The organism is Streptomyces yatensis, assembly GCF_018069625.1.
GTDB lineage: Bacteria > Actinomycetota > Actinomycetes > Streptomycetales > Streptomycetaceae > Streptomyces > Streptomyces yatensis.
Window position 1 is genome coordinate 2,554,939 of the sequence record NZ_CP072941.1, and the last position, 19,838, is coordinate 2,574,776.

Below are 19,838 nucleotides of genomic sequence, written 5' to 3' on the forward strand. Positions count from 1 at the left end.
CCCCGTCTCTTCCCGAACTCAGGATTTCTTCATGTCCGCCGTCGTACCGGCAGGTCGCGGCGGCAGGACAAGCCTGTGCGCCACTTGGCCGTGACCGCTACGACCGGCGGGGCATGCGGGACGCTGGAATGCCTGCACGTACGCTGACTTGGGGGTATGACAACACCCTGGAACGCGCCCGTGGAACGCCCGCGGGACGATGTCGCGGGCCGGGGCCGATATGGGGGGTGGTGGGCGTGGGGAACGCCAAAGAGGTTGAGGACTTCGCCGAGAGACTGAGGGCGTTGAAGGAGCGCTCGGGCCGTAGCTACGGCTCGCTGGCCACACGACTGCACGTCAGCACGTCCACGCTGCACCGCTACTGCAACGGCGACGCGGTCCCGGCGGAGTACGCCTCCGTCGAGCGCTTCGCCCGGCTGTGCGGCGCCTCCCCGGAGGAGCTGCTCGCCCTCCACCGCCGCTGGATCCTCGCGGACGCCTCCAGGCACCGCGCACGCGAGGCCGATCGGGAGGGCGCGGGCGGCCGCGCGGCGGCCAACGGCACGGTGTCGGCCCCGCGCGGGGGCGCGGCCGACCGCCCGGCCGCGGACGGCACCCCGAGGAAGGCGGACCCGCGGACTGCTGACGGCCCCGCGCGGGAGACGGACGTGCGGTCCACGGACGGCACCGGGCGGGAGGCCGAACGCGAGAGCGCGGGCGGCCGCCCGGCCGCGGACGGCCCCGCGCCCGAACCCGACGCGGACGCGCGGGGCGGTGACGGTGAGCCGCGTCCGTCAGCCGACGCACGAGAAGGCGACGACGATTCGTCGGACAACTCCGCGACCCCCGCCGCCACACCCGGCGCCCGCCCGAACGCCGGTCGCCACCAGGGGCGCGTCGCCGCCTCCGGTCCGGACCCGGTGACAGGCACTCCCCCGGGCGCAGCCGCTCCGAGCGGCCCGGCCCGAGACGGCACCGGACCGGAAGCGGGTGGGCGCTCCCACGACGCTCGGCCGTACGCGGCAGCCGATGCGCGCCAAGGCACCATCGACGAACGGCAGAGCACCGCCGAGGAGCGGCACAACACCGCCGAGGAGCGGCACGACACCGCCGAGGAACGACGGGGCACCGCCACCCCGGCCGACGCTTCAAGGGCCACGCCAACGTGGTACGGCGCCCCGGCCGCCCACCGCACCGCCGCCGCGACCGACCCCTCATCGGACGGCCATGGCGCCGCACGCCGTGGCGGGGCCGCACAGCAGGACGGAAACCCGGGGAACCATCACCAACGCGGCGACACCGGGGACACCACCGAGCACGCCGGCGACGGCCGGGCGCCGTCCGCAGCCGCCGGGCAGGCCCAGCCCCACGCCGCGCCCACGGACAAGACCGCACCCACCGCCAACGCCCAGTCCGCGCCGGCCGGCAACACCCAATCCGCGCCCACCGGCAACACCCGATCCGCGCACCCCGGCAACACCCGACCCACACCCACCGCCAACGCCACATCCGCCGCCACCGCGCGGCGGCGGCTGCGGGCCGTGTCGGGGAGCGACGGCGGCACCGCCGTCGTGTCACGGGCGCGGCGGCCGTGGGCGTTATTGGCCGGGGCCGCCGCCGTCGTCGTGCTGGCCGTCACCGCGGTCGAGGTACGGCCGCCCGGTGAGGACGGCCGTAAGGACGCGGCGGCCTCACCTCCCTCCGCCGCACCCTCGTCCACGCCGCGCACCGGGCCGACCGCCCGCGGGCATCTGGACCGTCAGAAGACGGACGGCGACGACGCGTCCGGCGCGCCGCGCGGCGACGACAAGGACGGTAAGGGCGAGCGCGGCAAGGGGCAGAGAGCCAATGGGGGCGCCTCCGGCTCTCCCGCGCCCGGCTCCTCCAAGGGCCCGGGCGGTGGCGGCTCCACCCAGGTCCCGCTCACCCTCTCCACCCGTTCGCATGTCTGGGAGAACGGCTGCGGTCACCGCTATCTCATCGACCGGTCCCCGTCCCAGGTCGCCCCGCCACCCACCGAGCAGGACGCCCCGACCTGGGCCGCCGCCCATGGCGCGGTGCACGGCGGGACCACCAATGTGGAGGTCACGGTGCAGGGCCGGGCCTCGTCGGCCGTGGTCCTGCAGGCCCTGCACGTACGGGTCGTGGGCCGTCGCACCCCGCTCGCGTGGTCGTCGTTCGCCATGGACAACGGCTGCGGGGGCTCCCTCACCCCGCGCGCCTTCTCGGTGAATCTGGACGCCGCCCGTCCGCTGGCCCGCCCCACCGAGGGCAACGACGCGGGCAAGCCGATCCCCGCCGTCCACTTCCCCTATCGCGTCTCGGCCTCGGACCCCGAGGTGCTGCTGGTCAACGCCCGGACGGCGGGCTGCGACTGCAGCTGGTATCTGGAGCTGGACTGGTCGAGCGGCGGCCGCTCGGGGACGCTGCGGATCGACGACCACGGCTCGCCGTTCCGCACCAGCAGCATCAAGGGACGCCCGCAGTACGCCTACGACTACACCGACGGCTCCTGGCACACGAGCGAACTGAGCGACTGAGCGCCTGGCGGCGGCACTCTCTCACCACCCGCCTCACTCCACCGTCGTCGTCAGCCGCAGTGCCGCGTCCCGGACATCCGCGTGCGGATGTCCGCGCAGCGAGCGCACCCGCTCCCGCCAGGGCTCCGCCCATTCCGTACGCGCCCCGCCCACCTCGGTGAGGGTCGCGGCGAACAGTCCGGAGGCGTGGCCCCCGTCCTCGTCGAGCTGGCCCGCGGCGCGCAGCAGACCGGCGTCGGAGCCCGGCCGCAGTGCGGTGTTCAGCCGTCGGCGCAGGGCGTCGGCGGTATGGACGGCGAGCGCGGGGCGGGTGGTGTGCAGCCGGGCGAGGCGGGCGAGCGCGGCGGACAGCGGGCCGGGGCGGGCGTCCAGGTCGAGGGCGTTCACCAGCACATGGGCGGCCTCCTGGACGAACGTCTCGTATCCGGCGAGGAGTTCACCGGCGGCCCGCGCGGTGCGCCGGGTCACGCGGGGCCGCATCCGGGCCCGGGTGGCGAGCCGGTCGGCGAGGTGCTGGACGCGGCGGCGGGCGGGGCGGTCCCGGTCGGGTTCGGCGTCGGGGCCGCCGGGCCGGGCGTCGGCGGTGACGAGCGCGGCGAGCGCCCAGGCCAGCGGGTTGTCGCCGGGCGACCCGTCGGGGGTCGCGGCCATCAGGTCCAGCAGGGCGTCGGCGGCGGGCCGCCAGCTCGCCCGGTTGCCCAGGTCGGTGACGGCCGCGACCAGCACGGCCGCCGCGTCCGGCGCCCACGGTGACCACGCGGCCAGCGCCCCGTATCCGGCCGCCGCCACCTCGGGGTCGTCGGTGTCGCAGACGAGGCGTATGAGCTGGGCGTAGCGGGCGCGGTGCGCCTCGGGGAGGTCCAGCGGGCGGGTGCGCAGCACGGCGTGGCGCAGTTCGCGCCGTCCGCTCGCGGCGGCGGTCAGCAGCTCCCAGGAGCGTTCGGCGTCGAGCGGCCGGGTGGCGAAGGCGACGCAGGCGGCCTGCACATCGGGGTGCTGGCCGGGCAGTGCGAAGGCGTCGGCGAGCAGCGCGGCGGCGTCGGTCACCGGGAGCAGGGTGGCGGCGAGCCGGACGGCCTCCTTACGGCTGGTGACCTTCGCGGGGACGGGCGGTACGGCCGTGGCGACCCCGTCCGGCGCGAGCACCCCGCGCACCAGCCGCCCCAGCCGTGACGGTTCGGCGTACCGGGCCGCTCTGGTGGCCGCGTACACCGCCACCCGGGCCCGGTCGCCGCCCGCGTGGGCGAGCAGGGCGGGCAGGGCGTCCGCGGGGCGGTCGGTCCGGGCGAGGGCGGCGAGCGCGGCCTCGGCCAGGATCACGTCCGAGGCGTCGGCCAGGGCCACATCCGGGGCGGCGGCCCAGCTCCGGACGGTGGCCGCGCCGGTGCCGGGGATCAGCGCGGCGTCGGCGACGGCGGCCGCCCGCTGCTGCGGCCGCAGGGAGGTATCGGCTGCGGCGCGGTCCAGGAGGCGGGCGGCGGCGCCCTGCTGGCGGGGCAGCCAGCGGCCGGTGTCCCGGCCGGTGGGCGGGGTCCAGTGGGTGCCGGGGGTCAGAAAGCGGCCGTACGGCGGGGTGTCGTCGAGGACGAGGTCGAGCAGATCGGTGCGACGGCGGGTCAGCACGGCCAGGACGGGCGGCAGCACGGCCGCCGAGGGCTCGTGGGTCAGCAGCTCGGCCACGCGGGTATCCCGCTCCACCGGTGGCTCCAGCCACAGCCCGATGGCGGTGCGGACCGTCGCGTCGCTGCCGAACGAGATGGCCTGCCACAGGAGTTCCTGCAGCTCGGGCAGGGCGTGGGCGCGTCGGCCGAGGGAGCGGGCGAGGGCGAAGGTCAGCTCGTGGTCAACGCGTTCCGCGCCCGCCTCCAGCCAGGGCCGCAGCGCCTCGAACACGGCCTGCTCCTGGCCGCGCCGCAACTGGTAGTCGAGGCGGCCCAGATCGGCGGCGCCGACGCTGCCCGCGAGCCGCGTGAGGGTGCGCAGCGCCCAGCCCAGCAGCTGCCGCCGCCCGGTGACGGCGTGTTCGCGCAGCAGTGCCACGGCGAGGTGGCGCAGCGCCTGGCGGGTGGCGGAGGAGGAGTCGGGGGCGGAGATCGCCTCGGCCGCGATGCGGTCCAGCTGCTCGGCGGCGTCGTCGGTGAACAGCGCGGGGTGGGTGCGGGCGAGCGCGCCGAGCGCGGCGGAGCGCACCGGGTCCGGCTCGTTGCGCAGCCGCTCCAGCAGCCGCAGCAGGTCGGTGAGGGCCTCCGGGTCGCCGGAGCGGGCGACGCACTGGATCAGCAGCGGATAGGCCAGGGCGCGGTCCTCGGCCGAAGGGCGGCGCACGGCGGCCAGCAGCTCCTCGCGCGCCTCCTCGACCGGCAGATGGGCCACCGACTCCAGCACGGTGGTCCAGGGCGCGCCGCGCTCGCGCGCCTGGGCGGCCATCCGGCGGGCCTCGGCCTGGCGGCGGGGGCGCGGCAGGACCTCCAGTACGGCGGGTTCGACGACGGCGTGGGCGGAGTCGCGTCCCTCGGTGACCGCGTCGTAGAACGCGGCGCGGCGGGCGGGCGGCAGCGCGGCCAGCAGCCGGGCGAGGGCGTCGGCGTCGTGCCGCAGGGCCCGGCCCAGTTCGGCGAGCTCGGGCGGGTCGGCGCGGACGATCCGGCGCAGCACGGCCCGGTCCAGCCGGCGCCGGGTGCCGCTGTGCTCGGGGGCGAGCAGCAGCCGCAGCGTGGTGCCGGGCTCGGCGGCCACCAGCGCGGACAGCCGGGCCCGTACGGAGGCGGGCAGCGGGCCGTGGCAGTGGTCCTCCAGCAGCTCCAGCACCCGCTGCGGCTCTACGGGCGCGGCGAGCGCGACACAGGGCGCGTAACGGGTCCACCAGTCGGCGCGCAGCGCTGCGGGCAGCGCGGTGAGCTGGCGCGCCGCCTCGTCCAGGACGGCCACCGGATGTCGGGAGACGAGGGGCCGCCAGGCGCGGACGGCATGGAACAGCCCGGGCAACAGCCGTACCACGGTCTCCGCACCGCATCCGGGGAGCAGGCGGGCGGCCTCGCCGTCGCCCCAGCGCTCCCGGAACGGCTCGATCAGCCGGTCCGCGAGCGCGGTGCGCCGCCCGGCCACGACGGTGCGCACCAGTTCGCGCCGTACGGTGGCGGGCGCGTCCTCGAAGGCCGCCTCCAGCGCGTCGTCCGCGATGGCGGCGGGGCCGCCGCGCCGGGCGGTGTCGAGGGCGCGGTGCCGCACCACCGGGTCCGGGTCCGCGAGCCGCGCCGCGAGGTGGCCGGTCCGGCCACCGGCGGCCGCGGCCACGGCCGCCAGCCGCCGCTCGTACGGCCCGCGCCGCTCCAGCTCCTCGATCAGCGCACCCAACCGCCCCTCGGCACTGGCGGCCCTCGCCCGCCCGGCCAGCTCCCGCATCCGCCGTGGAAAGGGCAACGGATCGAGAACGGCGAGCAACTCGTCGGCGAGGGCACCGGGGGATTCGGGGCCGCGGTGGGCTTCCGGGCCACGGTGGGCTTCGGAGCCCGCCTGCGCTTCGGGACCGCGATGGACTTCGGAGCCACGGTCGGTTTCGGGCCCACGGTGGGGCTCGGAGCCACGGTGGACTTCGGGCCCACGGTGGGGCTCGGGGCCGAGGTGGGTTTCGGGCCCACGGTCGGCTTCGGGGCCGCGGTGGGCTTCGGACGCGTTGACCATGCCAGGGATTGTGCCGCCCACACGTCCGGTCACACGTCTCGCCGGAAAATGGTTTCCCGCAGCACCCTCGCCACCCCGGCCCCTCGCGCCCGGCCCCGACCCCTCGCGCCCGGCCCCGACGCCTCGCGCCAGCACCGGCCCCCGCCCCCGGCACCGGCCCCTCCCGCCCGGTCGCGGTCGCTCGCGTCCCGGCCGCGCGTGCCACAATCCGGGCCGCGAGGCACACGGCCTCGGCGACCGGCAGCCCGGCGGCGACCCCGGGCGCGCCCCGGCCGGGCGCGCCGGGCTCGCCGATCCCGCCGGGGCCGCCGAGGACGCCGGGACCGCCAGGACCACCGAGGCCACCCGGACCGCCAGGACCACCGTGACCGCCGGGGCCACCGGCACCACTCGGACTGCCCGGGCCGCCGAGGCCACCCGGACCGCCGGAGCCACCGAGGCCACCAAGGCCACCCGAACCACCAAGACCACCGAGGCACCCGCTCACATCCCCGCCGCGCCCGCGGCTTCCCTACGCCGTGCGAGCGTGACCCGTGCCGCTTACGCTCAGTGTGTGGGCCGGCCGGGTGCTTCGACGGATCCACCTCGGGACCGGCCCCGTCGTCCGAGCCCGGAGGAGCCCATGCCGGAGCTGTTCATCGGCGGCCACTGGACGACCGCCCTCGACGGACACAGCCGCGAGATCCGCTGTCCGGCGGACGGCTCGCTGGTGGCCGTGGTCGACGAGGCGGGGCCGGGTGACGCCGCCGCCGCGGTGGCGGCCGCCCGGGACGCCTTCGACCGCGGATCGTGGCCCAGTACCCCGGCCGCCGACCGGGGCGGGCTGCTGCTGCGGGTGGCCGATCTGCTGGAGCGCGAGAAGACGACGCTCGCCCGCGCCGAGTCGCTGGACACCGGGAAACGGATGGTCGAGAGCGAGTACGACCTCGACGACATCGCGAACTGCTTCCGCTACTTCGGCAACCTCGCCTCCTCCGCCGGCGCCGGCCGCGTGGTGGAGGTGGGCAGCGCGGAGATCGACAGCAGGGTGGTGCACGAACCGGTCGGGGTCTGTGTGCTGATCACGCCGTGGAACTACCCGCTGCTGCAGACGGCCTGGAAGGTGGCGCCCGCGCTGGCCGCCGGGAACACCTTCGTCCTCAAGCCCAGCGAGCTGACCCCGCACACCGCGATCCATCTGATGCGGCTGCTGACGGAGGCCGGGCTGCCCGGTGGCGCCGCCAATCTGATCCTGGGTTCGGGGGCCACCGCGGGCGCGCCGCTGGTCACGGACGAACGGGTGGACATGGTGTCCTTCACCGGCGGGGTGGTCACCGGGCGCTGGATCATGTCGGCCGTCGCACCGACGGTGAAGAAGCTGGCCCTGGAGCTGGGCGGCAAGAACCCCAATATCGTCTTCACCGACTGCGATTTCGACACCGCGGTCGACTACGCGCTCACGGCGGTGTTCCTGCACTCCGGGCAGGTCTGCTCGGCCGGCGCCCGGCTGCTGGTCCAGGAGCAGCTGCATGACGCGTTCGTCGACGAGATCGTCCACCGCGCCCGGAACATCCGGCTGGGCGGGCCGTTCGACGAGAACGCCCGCACCGGCCCGCTGATCTCCGCCGAGCACCGCCAGAAGATCGCCGACTATGTGGCGGCGGGGATCGACGAGGGCGCGGTGCTGCGTTGCGGCGGGGCCCCGCCCGACGATCCCGACCTGGAGAAGGGCTACTACTACCTGCCGACCGTCCTGGACGACTGCACCCCGGACATGTCCGTGGTGCAGGAGGAGTCCTTCGGCCCGGTGCTCACCGTGGAGCGGTTCCGGGACGAGGACGAGGCGGTGGCGCTCGCCAATGACACGGTGTACGGCCTGGCGGGCGGGGTGTGGACCCAGGACGCGGAGAAGGCGCAGCGGGTGGCGTCCCGGCTGCGGGCCGGGACCGTATGGATCAACGACTTCCATCCGTATGTCCCGCAGGCCGAGTGGGGCGGGATGAAGCAGTCCGGTATCGGCCGTGAGCTGGGCCCGTCGGGGCTGCACGAGTACCAGGAGCTCAAGCACATCTGGCGCAACACCGCGCCCCGTCCGCAGCGGTGGTTCGAATGACGGCGAGCGAGTCGGCAGGACCGCCGCCGAGGCCGGAGGGTGCGCACGACGACGACTCGCTCGCCGAACTCGGCTACCGCCCGGAACTCAAGCGCACCCTGGGCAACTTCCACACCTTCGCCGCCGGGATCAGCTACATCTCCATCCTGACCGGCACCTTCCAGCTCTTCTACTTCGGTGTCGCGCACGGCGGCCCGGCGTACTGGTGGTCATGGCCGATGGTGTTCCTCGGGCAGCTGATGGTGGCGCTGAACTTCGCCGAGCTGGCCGGCCGCTATCCGGTGGCGGGTTCGGTCTACAACTGGTCCAAGCTGCTGGGCGGCCCTCATGTGGGCTGGTTGGGCGGCTGGATGATGATGACGGCCTCGATGGTGTCGCTGGCGGCCGTGGCGCTCGCGTACCAGGTGACGCTGCCGCAGATCTCCTCGTTGTTCCAGTTCATCGGCGACGGCTCCACCGGGACCGAGCGCGCGGCCAACGCGGTGCTGCTCGGCAGTGTGCTGATCCTGTTCACCATGATGGTCAACGGCTTCGGGGTGAAGCTGATGGCCCGTATCAACTCCGCGGGCGTGGCCATCGAGCTGATCGCCACGGTCGTGCTGATCCTGCTGCTGGCCGCGAACATCGCCCGCGGCCCGTCCGTGGTGCTGGACACCTTCGGCCGTGGCCAGGGTCAGCCGCTGGGCTACCTCGGCGCGTTCCTCACCGCCTCGCTCGCCTCGGCGTATGTGATGTACGGCTTCGACACGGCGTCCTCGCTGGGCGAGGAGTCCGTGGACCCGGGCCGTAACGCGCCGCGCGCCATCCTGCGGGCGCTGGTGGCGTCGTTCGCCCTCGGCGGGCTCATCCTGCTCTTCGCCCTCATGGCGGTGCCGAATCCGCGCGACAAACGGCTGGCGGTGGACGGCCTGCAGTTCGTGGTGCTCTCCGCGCTCGGCCACGGCGTGGGCCTGATGGTGCTGTGGTGCGTGGTCGTCGCGATCACCGTATGCGCGCTGGCCGTGCACACCGCCGCCATCCGGCTGATGTTCGCCATGGCCCGGGACAACAACCTGCCCGGCGGCTCCCGGCTGGCCCGGGTCCATCCGCGGTTCCAGACCCCGCTGCTGCCGGCGGTGCTGATCGGGCTGGTGGCCATCGCGATCCTGGTCCTCAACATCAACCAGCCGCAGATCTTCTCCGTGGTCACCAGCATCGCGATCATCATGATCTACTTCGCGTATCTGATGGTCACCCTGCCCATGCTGGTACGGCGGCTGAGGGGCCAATGGCACCCGGCCGAGGGCCGCTTCTCGCTGGGGCGGCTGGGGCTGCCGGTCAATGTCCTGGCCGTGCTGTGGGGCACCGCGATGACCGTCAACCTCGCCTGGCCCCGGGCCCAGGTCTACAACGCCACCGGACCGCAGCACTGGTATCTGCGCTGGGGGGCGGTCCTGTTCGTCGGCGTGGTCGCACTGGGCGGCTTCACCTACTACTGGTTCGTCCAGCGGACCCGTACGGGTGTGCTCGCCGAACACGCGGCCGCCACCACCCCGTGAGGAGAGGCCCGTGGACCAGTTCGACTACGTGGTGGTCGGCGGCGGTACGGCCGGATCGGTGGTCGCGGCGCGGCTGTCCGAGGACCCCTCGGTGAGCGTCTGCCTGCTGGAGGCGGGCCCGTCCGACGTCGGGGACGACAACATCCTGCGGCTGAACCGCTGGATGTGGCTGCTGGAGTCCGGCTACGACTGGGATTACCCGGTCGAACCGCAGGAGAAGGGCAACAGCTTTCTGCGCCACGCCCGCGCCAAGGTGCTCGGCGGCTGCTCCTCGCACAACTCCTGCATCGCCTTCTGGGCCCCCGCCGAGGACCTCGACGAATGGGCCGCCATGGGCCTGGACGGCTGGTCGGCCGCCGACTGCTTCCCGCTCTACCGGCGACTGGAGGACAACGACGCGCCCGGCGACCACCACGGCCGCGGCGGCCCGGTCCGGATCCGCACCGTGCCGCCCGAGGACCCGTGCGGCAGGGCTGTGCTGGCGGCCTGCGAGGAGGTGGGCATCCCGATCACCCCGTTCAACACCGGGACGACGGTGCTGGACGGCGCCAACTGGTTCCAGATCAACGCCCGCGAGGACGGCACCCGCTGCTCCGCCTCGGTCGCCTACCTCCACCCCGTCATGGACTCCCGGCCCAATCTGGAGGTGCGCACCGGACTGCAGGCCAAGCGGCTGGTCCTGGACGAGAACCTGCGCTGTACCGGTGTCGACTACCTCTCCCCGGATCTCATCCGCACCCTGCGGGTGCACGCCCGGCGCGAGGTCATCGTCTCCTGCGGCGCCATCGACACCCCGAAACTGCTGATGCTCTCCGGTATCGGCCCCGCCGGACATCTGCGGGAGACGGGGGTGGAGGTGCTCGTGGACTCCCCCGGTGTCGGTGGCAACCTCCAGGACCACCCCGAGGGCGTCATCATGTGGAACGCCGAGCAACCCATGATCAAGAGTTCCACCCAGTGGTGGGAGATCGGCATCTTCACCGCCACCGAGCCCGATCTGGACCGCCCGGACCTGATGTTCCACTACGGCGCGATGCCCTTCGACCTGAACACCTACCGTCGCGGCTACCCCACCTCGGAGAACGCCTTCTCCCTCACCCCGAACGTCACCCGCGCCCGCTCCCGCGGCACCGTACGGCTGGCCACCCGCGACTTCCGCGACAAGGCCCGCGTGGACCCCCGCTACTTCACCGACCCCTACGACATCGACATCATGACCCACGGTCTGCTGCTCGCCCGCAAGATCGCCGCCCGGCCCGCGCTGGCCATGTGGGCCGGCACCGAACTGGCCCCCGGGCCCGATGTGAACAGCAGCGACGAACTGGCCGCCTACATCCGCGGGACCCACAACACCGTCTACCACCCGGCGTGCACCGTGCGGATGGGCGCGCCCGACGACCCGGACGCCCCCCTCGATCCGCGGCTGAGGGTCAAGGGTGTGACGGGGCTGCGGGTCGCGGACGGCTCGGCGATGCCGTATCTCATCGCCGTCAATCCGTGCATCACGACGATGATGATCGGCGAGAAGTGCGCGGACATGATCAAGCAGGCGTGATCAAGAAGGCATTGAGCAGGCGTGATCGAGCAGGACTCCTTCCACTGTTCCCCAACTCCTGTGGCCATTGAGGGCGTTGGCACGCCCCGGCCACAGGATTCCCTTGAGCACATCAGCTCGCGGCCACCACTCTGATCGCACCTTCCGACAGGAGAGTCGGATTGCGATGAGGGAGGAAGCCAGCCGATGCGAAGATTGCGTCGCTTCTTGGCTGTGGTGGGTGCCGCCGGTGTGATGGGCGCCATGGCCGCTCCGGTGGCCAGCGGGCGGCCGTCCCAGGCCGCCGCGGAGGCCCCACCGGTCCGTACGCAGCAGCACACGGTCACCCTGATCACCGGCGACACGGTCAGCGTCACCACCGGCGCCGACGGAAAGTACGCCGTGGAGGTGGAGCGAGCGCCGGGCCGCGAGTCGGCGGAGTTCGTGACCACCCAGCAGGACAAGGAAATCAGCGTCGTACCCGTGGACGCGCTCCGGCTGATGTCCAAGGGCCGGGTCGACGCGGGCCTGTTCAACATCACCCAACTGGTGAAGCAGGGCTACGACGACCGGAAGACCAGCTCGATCCCGGTCATCGCCACCTATCGCACCAAGGCCGCGCACCCGACCCCCGAGGGCGCGCGCAAGACCCTCGCCCTCACCAGCGTGGACGGTGCGGCGCTCAGCGCCAGGAAGGCCGACGCGGCGGACTTCTGGGCCGACGTCAGCCGCGACAAGGGGTTACGGAAGCTCTGGCTGGACCGGAAGGTCAAGGCGTCGCTCGACGTCAGCGTTCCGCAGATCGGCGCCCCGGAGATGTGGAAGGCCGGATACGACGGCAAGGGCGTGAAGGTCGCCGTGCTGGACACCGGCATCGACGCCACGCACCCGGACGTCAAGGACGCCGTCGCCGACTCCAAGAGCTTCGTCCCGGACCAGACCGTCAAGGACGGCCACGGCCACGGCACCCATGTGGCCGACACCATCGTGGGCAGCGGCGCCGGATCCGACGGGAAGTACAAGGGCGTGGCCCCGGGCGCGAAGCTGCTGGTCGGCAAGGTGATGAACGACGCCGGCGAGGGCTACTCGTCGTGGATCATCGAGGGCATGGAGTGGGCCGCCGCCTCTGATGCCAAGATCATCTCCATGTCGCTCGGCGGCACGGCGTCCGGCCCCTCGGATCCGCTGAGCGAGGCGGTCGACCAGTTGTCGGCGTCCTCCGGGGCGCTGTTCGTGATCGCGGCGGGCAACTCCGGCCCGTTCGACGGGACCGTGGAGACCCCCGGCATCGCCGATTCGGCCCTCACCGTCGGCGCCGTCGACAAGTCCGACAAGTGGGCGACCTTCTCCAGCCGCGGTCCGCGCACCGGGGACTACGCGGTCAAGCCCGACATCACCGCGCCCGGCGTGAACATCACGGCGGCCCGTGCGGCCGGTACGGCCATGGGCACCCCCGTCAACGACCTGTACACCACGTCGAGCGGCACCTCGATGGCCACGCCGCATGTCGCGGGCGCGGCCGCGATCGTCGCGGAGGTCCACCCCGACTGGACCGGCCGGCAGATCAAGGACGCCCTGGCCAGCACCGCGAAGACCAGCGCGGCGGACGACCCGTTCACCCAGGGCGACGGCCGGGTCGACGTGCCGCGCGCGGCCACCCAGAACGTCTTCGGGACCCCGGCCCTCAGCTACGGCCAGTACGCGTACGACGCCGACAAGGCCGACCCCAAGGCCATCAAGTACACCAACGGCACTGACAAACCGGTGACGCTGAAGCTGGCGTCCTCGGTCGGCGACGACTCCCTCACCCTCGGCTCCGACACCGTGACCGTGCCCGCTAACGGCGAGGTGAAGGCCCTGGTCACCGTCGACCCGGCGAAGGCGAAAGCGGGCCGGCACGCCGGGTACATCACCGCCACCGGCGACGACGGCGCGGGCGGCACGGTCAAGGTGACCACGGCCGTCGCCTACGAGAAGGCGCAGAAGCTCTACGACCTCAAGGTCACGCTGCTGGACCGGGAGGGCAACCAGGCTCCGAGCGGGCTCTACACCCTCCAGGAGCTCAGCGACGCCGGCCAGAACCAGTTCGGGTACATGCGCGGCTCCGACTCCTTCCAGCTCCCGGCCGGTACGTACTCCCTCGCCACCTGGATCCCGGTACTCGACAGCGGCGGGCACGAGGTCGCGACGAGCATCGTGGGCAATCCGCAGTTCGAGCTGACGGGCGACACCTCGCTCACCCTCGACGCCCGCAGGGCCGTCGAGATCAAGCCACAGACCAAGGAGAAGGACGCCCAATCCCAGGGCGTGACGACCTCCTGGCACCGGGAGCTGAAGGGCGGCAGCTCCTTCGGCCTGACCTACTCCATGGGCAGGTGGAGGAAGCACATCTACGCGGCGCCGACCGAGAAGGTCACCGAGGGCTTCTTCGAGTTCTACAGCCGCTGGCGGCTGGAGAAGACGAAGCTGACCGCGAGCGTCACCAGTCCCGAGCGGGTCACGCTGAACCCGGAGTACGCGGATACGTACACCGGCTGGCCCGTCAAGATCGACGGTAAGCGGAAGGTGCGGCTGGTGTCGGCCGGGGCCGGTACACCCGAGGACTTCGAGGGCCTGGATGTGAAGGGCAAGGCCGTGCTGGTGGGCCTGGCACCCGACGGATGGCCCGACGAAGCGGTCATCAACGCCACCAAGGCGGGCGCCGCGTACGTCCTCGTCTACCGCAAGACCACGCTCGGCCTGTGGATCACCGCGGTCGACAGCGCGACCATCCCCGTCATGTCGCTGCCGGGCGAGGAGGGCGACAAGCTGCTCTCGCTGCTGGACGGCCAGTCCAAGGTGACCATCGAGCTGGGCGGTACGGCCAACAGCCCGTACCTGTACGACGTGTTGCTTCCCGAGCGGGACGCCATCGGCACGAACCTCACGTACCCCCTCGACAGCCGCACCACCCACAAGGTCACCGCCCGCTACCACGGCGCCCCGAAGGGACACCTCGGCGCCGAGGCCACCCACACCTACCGCCCCTACCAGCTCTTCTCCGTGGAGCAGAAGTCCGAGGTGCCGCTCGGCACCCAGCGCACCGAGTACTACAGCGCCGACCCCGACACCCGGGTCTGGCGCACCGCCATGCAGGACTACGACGGCGGCGGACGACAGTGGTCGCCGCTGCGGACCTACGCACCCGGGACGAAGGAGACGGTGGACTGGCTGTCGCCCGTCATCCGGCCCACCACCGCGGCCGAGTTCGGCACCTCGGAGCGCGAGGGTGACCAACTCACCGTAGCCATACCGGAGTTCTCCGACTCGGGTAACGGACACTACGGCTACGCGGGCGCGGCCAAGGACGGTGTGGACGCGGTGAAGACCAGCCTGTACGCGGACGGCACGCTGGTCGGTGAGGCGCCGTACGGTTCGGGCACCTTCCCCGTACCGGCCGCGAAAGCCGCGTACCGGCTGACGATCGACGCCCGGCGAAAGGCCGACTGGTCGGCGTACTCGACCAGGACCACCACGCAATGGGACTTCACCTCCGCGCACACCGCTCAGGCGACGGCCCTCCCCCTGCTCTCCATCGACTACGACCTCGGCGTGGACCTGCTCGGCCAGGCCAAGGCGGGGCGAAAGTTCGGCTTCGGCCTGACCATCCGCCACCAGGAGGGCGCCGACGCCGCGAAGCTCACCGGCGCGAAGGCATGGGCGTCCTACGACGACGGCACGACCTGGAAAAAGGTCAGTCTCACCCGCTCCGGCACGGGCTACCGGGCCGCGGTCGGCCATCCCCCGCTCGGCGCCACCAACGGCTTCGTCAGCCTGCGCGTCCAGGCCGCCGACGCGGACGGCAATCGAATCGATCAAACGGTCATTCGCGCATATGGCCTGAAGTAGGCCGAAAGCCTTCCTTTGGCGGTAACGAACAACGTCTAGCGTGCCGTTGATCGCATCGTTGCATCGACGCGCTGGAGTCGCCGCCAGTGGACAGCAGAGCATCCTTATCCGCATCCGCATCCGCATCCGCATCCGACAAGACCCCTGCCCCGAGCCCGAGTCCCTGGGCCGCGGCAGGGGTCTCCGACTTCGACGAGACGCTGTACCACGCGATTCTCCATCAGCCCGACGCGGGCATCGCCGTCTGGTCACGGCTGATCGGCGCGTCCCCGGCGCGCGTCCGCCGCGCCTGCGCCCGGCTGCTCCGCCTCGGCCTGATCCAGGCGCCCGACTCCACCGGAGGTCTGCGGCCCGTGGACCCCCGCATCGCCGTACGGGCGCTCATCCGCAAGCGCGAAAGCGAATCCGAACAGCTGGCCGCCACCGCGGACGAGCTGACCAAGGTCTACGCCGCCGGGCTGCTGCGCGTCGAACCCTCCTCGCTCATCGAGGTGGTGTGCGGCGAAAGCGCCAACGCCGCACGGCTGGAGGAGCTGTACGCCCGCGCCGAACACGAGGTCTGCCTCTTCGACTCCCCGCCCTATCTCGCCCCGCGCACCCCGCAGTTGGTCCTCCAGGGCGAACTGCTGCACCGAGGCGTCGCCTACCGCACCCTGTACTCCGCCACCTCGCTGGAGTCCCCCGACCTGCTGGCGTACGCGGAGGGCATGGTCGCGCTCGGCGAACAGGCCCGCGTACTGCCGACCGTCCCCATGAAGCTGCTGGTGGTCGACGGCCATACCGCGATGCTGCCGCTGACCAGCTCGGACGTCGGTCCGGGCTACTCCGCGGTGATCGTGCGGCACTCCGCCCTGACCGACGCCCTGCGCACGCTCTTCGAGACGCTCTGGCAGCAGGGGACCCCGCTGGGCCGGGTGCCGGACGACGACGAGGAGCTGAGCGCGGCGGACCGCCGGCTGGTCGGCCTGCTCGCGGCGGGCATGAAGGACGAGGCCATCGCCCGCCACCTGGGGGTGAGTCTGCGCACCCTGCGCCGCCGGGTCAGCGACCTTCAACTCCGGCTGGCCGCCACCGGCCGCTTCCAGGCCGGTGTGCGCGCCGCCCACCGTGGCTGGGCCTGAAAACCGGCCGGGGCGACCGGAGCTGAAGCCCGCCGCGGCTGTTGGGCCCGGACCCACCGCGGCGGCTGGGCCGGGGCCCACCGGGGCGGCTGGACCCCGGGCCCGCCGGGGCCGGGCCCGAACGAGCCGTCTACGGGCGCCACCGCGGGCCCGTGCCGGTCTCCCTCGGCACGACCGCCTCGATCTTCGCCCGGATCTCCCGCATCACCTCGACGATCCGCTCCTCCCGCCCCTCCGTCAGCCGGGCCGTCGGCACGGAGCAGCTGATCGCGTCCACCGCCGGGATGTCGTACCGCAGCGCGAACCCGAACCCCACGATGCCCACGACCCCCTCCTCCCGGTCGACCGCGTGGCCCCGCTCCCGCACCCGCGCCAGATCGGCGAGGAGCGCGGTGCGGGTGCGGTGGGTGTTGGGCGTCATCGGCGTCAACTCCTCACCTTTCAGAGGGAGTTCGCCGTCGATCCGCTCGGCGAGCAGCGCCTTCCCCAGCGCCCCCACATGGGCCGGGAGCCGCCGCCCGACCCGGCTGAACGGGCGCAGGTACTCATGCGATTCACGCGTGGCGAGGTAGACGACATCGCCGCCGTCCAGCCGGGCGAGGTGAATGGTCTCGCCCAGCCCGTCGGACGCCTCGTCCAGATACGGCCGCGCCGCCCGCACCCGGGGATCGGTGTCCAGGTAGCTGGTGCCGGTGAGCAGCGCCCGGATGCCGATCCCGTACAGCGAGCCGGTGACATCGGTACGCACCCAGCCGCGGTCGATCAGGGTCTTGAGGAGGGCGTACATACTGCTGCGCGGGACACCCAGCTCCTCGGCGAGCTCGCGCAGCCTGGCCGGCTGGTCGCCGCGCGCGGCGAGCAGCTCCAGCAGTTCCACGGTGCGGCCCGCGGACTTCACCTCGCGCACCCCACCGGTTTCCGCCATGGCGCACATCGTAACCGTGGCCGCACACCTTGACGTTGAACCGATTCAACGCTTCTATCGTGAGGCGACCAAGATTGGGAGCGCTCCCAGACCCGCCCCCGCACCCTCCCCGAGAGGACCCCCATGCCATCGATCCCGCACGTCTTACGCAGACTTTTGCTGGTTGTCATGACCGCGTCGCTTTGTGCGGTGGGGCTGAGCATCAGCACCACCGCACGGGCAGCGGCCCTGGGGAACGGCTCGGTGACCGACCCCAACATCGCCTACACCGGCCGCTGGGACCTCGGCTCCGCCACCGCCGCCGTCCCCAACTGGACCGGCGGCTACCTCCAGACGGCGTTCACCGGCACCACGGTGAAGATCAAGGCCCGGGAGGCGGTGAACTTCTACGCCAGCGTCGACGGCGGCGCCGATGTCTTCTACGCGGGCGTCAGGGGCACCGTCAATCTCACCCCGACGCCACTCCCCCAGGGCAACCACACCCTCCGTGTCTCTTACCGCTCCGGTGACACCGTCTTCCAGGGCCTGGTCCTCGACTCGGGCGCGGGCACGGTGGCCCCCCGCGTCCCGTCCGGGCTCATCGAGTTCGTGGGCGACTCCATCACCGCGGGCGCCCTCACCGACCGGCTGGCGCTGGACTCGTACGGCTGGAAGACCGGCGAACAGCTCGGCATGCGGCACACCCAGATCGCCCGCTCGGGCTACTGCCTGGTCGGCAAGGGCGGCTGTGTGGGCCTCGTCTCCCAATTCTTCAAGACGGCCTCCACCGGCGACCAGAACTGGGACTTCTCCCGCTACCAGGCGAGCGCGGTGGTCATCAACCTGGGCACCAACGACATCGGGCACGGCGTCACCGGGGCCGAGTTCCAGTCGGCGTACACCGCCCTCCTGCGCGACATCCGCGCGAAGTACCCGAACGCGGCCCTCTTCGCCGTCCAGACCCTCAAGAAGCGCTACGTGGCGGAGACCAAGGCGGCCGTGAGCGCGCGCAACGGCGCGGGGGACGCGAAGGTGTCCTACGTCGACACCAGCGGCTGGCTCACCGACGGCACGGACTACGAGGACGGCAACGGCCACCCCAACGAGGCGGGCCACACCAAGTTCGCGAACCGACTGGCCCCGGTCATCGCCGCGAAACTCGGCTCCGCCCCCCTCAAGGCCGCCGCTCCCGGCCGGCCGGGCGACCCCCACATCACGTTCAGCGGCCGCTGGGACACCAAGAGCTCCACCAGCGCCTACACCCCCTACTGGGCGGGCGCCTACTTCCGCACCGGCTTCACCGGCCGCACGGTAAAGCTCGAGCAGCGGGGTGCGATCGACCTGTGGGCCAGCATCGACGGCGGCCCGGCCACCTTCTACGACGAGGCCAAGGGCACGGTGAACCTCACCCCCACCCCGCTCGCCGCCGGAAACCACACGCTTCAGGTCAACTACCAGGTGATCGCGGGCAGTTACCACGGAGACGCGGTCTTCCAGGGCCTGACCCTCGACAGCGGCGCCACCACCTTCACCCCACCGGCCCCGAAGAAGCTGATCGAATTCGTCGGCGACTCCATCACCGTCGGCACCACCACCTCGCAGAACGCCCGCACCGCCTACGGCTGGCTCATCGGCGAACGGCTCGGCGCCGACCACACCCAGATCGCCCAGGGCGGCGCCGCGCTCGTCGACACCGCCGACGACCGGATGAGCCTGGAGCAGCAGTTCACCAAGCTGAACCCGAACGCCGCCACGCCCGACTGGGACTTCTCCCACTACCAGGCGCATGCCGTCGTCATCAACCTGGGCACCAACGATGTGGGGCGCGGCGTGAGCTCGGCGCAGTTCCAGGCCTCGTACACCAGCCTGCTCCGTAAGGTCCGCACCGCCTACCCGAACGCCTGGATCTTCGCCCTGCGCACCTTCAGCGGCCGCTTCGGCACCGAGACCAAGGCCGCCGTCACCGCCTTCGGCGACGCGAGGTCGTCCTCCATCGACACCACCGGCTGGCTCGCCCCCGACGATCTCTCGGACTCGGTCCACCCCAACGACAAGGGCCACCGCACCATCACCGACCGCCTGGCGCCGGTCATCTCTGCCAAGCTCCAGGCATGACCACGCCTCATTCCGTCGACCATGACCTCATCCAGGCCGCGACCCGCGTGGCGGCCGCGCGCAGCCGCGGCGACGACCACACCGTGGCGGCGGCGGCCCGCGACCGGGACGGGCGCATCATCACCGCGATGAACGCGTACCACTTCACCGGCGGCCCCTGCGCCGAGCTCGTCGTCATCGGCGCGGCGGCCGCCCAGGGCGCGTACGACCTGGTGACCATGGTCGCCGTGGGCGACCGCGGCCGCGGGGTGATCCCTCCCTGCGGCCGCTGTCGCCAGGTGATGCTCGACTACTTCCCGGACCTGCGCGTCATCGTCGGCGCGGGCGAGCGCCCGCGCGCCGTCCCCGTCGCCGAGCTGCTCCCCGAGAGCTACCGCTGGCAGGACCACCAGGAGCACGACGACCAGCAGGAGTACGACGGCCGGACCACCACGCCGTGACCGCGT

10 protein-coding genes are annotated in these 19,838 nt (G+C 72.6%); 8 read left to right on the forward strand and 2 right to left on the reverse strand.

Annotated elements, in window-relative coordinates; all coding sequences use genetic code 11:
- Window positions 1–236: 236 nt before the first annotated feature.
- A complete protein-coding gene (locus J8403_RS44555; RefSeq protein WP_343245279.1) occupies window positions 237–2,519 on the forward strand; it encodes a helix-turn-helix domain-containing protein in 2,283 nt (760 codons plus the stop codon).
- 33 nt (window positions 2,520–2,552) lie between these two features.
- Here the strand turns inward: J8403_RS44555 and J8403_RS10210 are convergent, their stop codons facing one another.
- Window positions 2,553–6,200, reverse strand: a complete 3,648-nt coding sequence (locus J8403_RS10210) for a hypothetical protein (protein WP_246585780.1) — start codon at window positions 6,198–6,200, stop codon at window positions 2,553–2,555.
- Window positions 6,201–6,822: 622 nt separating this feature from the next.
- Between J8403_RS10210 and J8403_RS10215 the strand changes: the two genes are divergently transcribed.
- From J8403_RS10215 to J8403_RS10235, 5 genes are all read left to right on the forward strand, one after another.
- Window positions 6,823–8,292: an aldehyde dehydrogenase family protein gene (locus tag J8403_RS10215; protein ID WP_211122897.1), complete on the forward strand. Its 1,470-nt coding sequence runs from the start codon at window positions 6,823–6,825 to the stop codon at window positions 8,290–8,292.
- A complete protein-coding gene (locus J8403_RS10220; protein WP_211122898.1) occupies window positions 8,289–9,830 on the forward strand; it encodes an APC family permease in 1,542 nt (513 codons plus the stop codon). Before J8403_RS10215 ends, J8403_RS10220 begins: the two co-directional genes overlap by 4 nt.
- A 10-nt stretch (window positions 9,831–9,840) precedes the next feature.
- Complete coding sequence (locus tag J8403_RS10225) at window positions 9,841–11,385, forward strand: GMC family oxidoreductase (protein WP_211122899.1); 1,545 nt, start codon at window positions 9,841–9,843, stop codon at window positions 11,383–11,385.
- A gap of 186 nt (window positions 11,386–11,571) precedes the next feature.
- Complete coding sequence (locus J8403_RS10230) at window positions 11,572–15,252, forward strand: S8 family serine peptidase (protein WP_211122900.1); 3,681 nt, start codon at window positions 11,572–11,574, stop codon at window positions 15,250–15,252.
- Window positions 15,253–15,338: 86 nt separating this feature from the next.
- On the forward strand, window positions 15,339–16,373 hold the full coding sequence (locus J8403_RS10235; protein ID WP_211122901.1) for a helix-turn-helix domain-containing protein: 1,035 nt from the start codon (window positions 15,339–15,341) through the stop codon (window positions 16,371–16,373).
- Window positions 16,374–16,503: 130 nt separating this feature from the next.
- On the opposite strand, the gene J8403_RS10240 is transcribed toward J8403_RS10235, so the two are convergent.
- A complete protein-coding gene (locus J8403_RS10240) occupies window positions 16,504–17,298 on the reverse strand; it encodes an IclR family transcriptional regulator (protein WP_211122902.1) in 795 nt (264 codons plus the stop codon).
- A 168-nt stretch (window positions 17,299–17,466) separates the two neighbouring features.
- Between J8403_RS10240 and J8403_RS10245 the strand changes: the two genes are divergently transcribed.
- Entirely contained in the window at window positions 17,467–19,392 is a 1,926-nt protein-coding gene (locus J8403_RS10245) for a GDSL-type esterase/lipase family protein (RefSeq protein ID WP_246585781.1), read from the forward strand.
- Window positions 19,389–19,832 carry a cytidine deaminase family protein gene (locus J8403_RS10250; protein ID WP_211122904.1) on the forward strand — a complete coding sequence of 148 codons (444 nt, stop codon included), beginning with the start codon at window positions 19,389–19,391 and terminating at the stop codon, window positions 19,830–19,832. The genes J8403_RS10245 and J8403_RS10250 overlap by 4 nt, the downstream gene beginning before the upstream one ends.
- Window positions 19,833–19,838 lie beyond the last annotated feature (6 nt).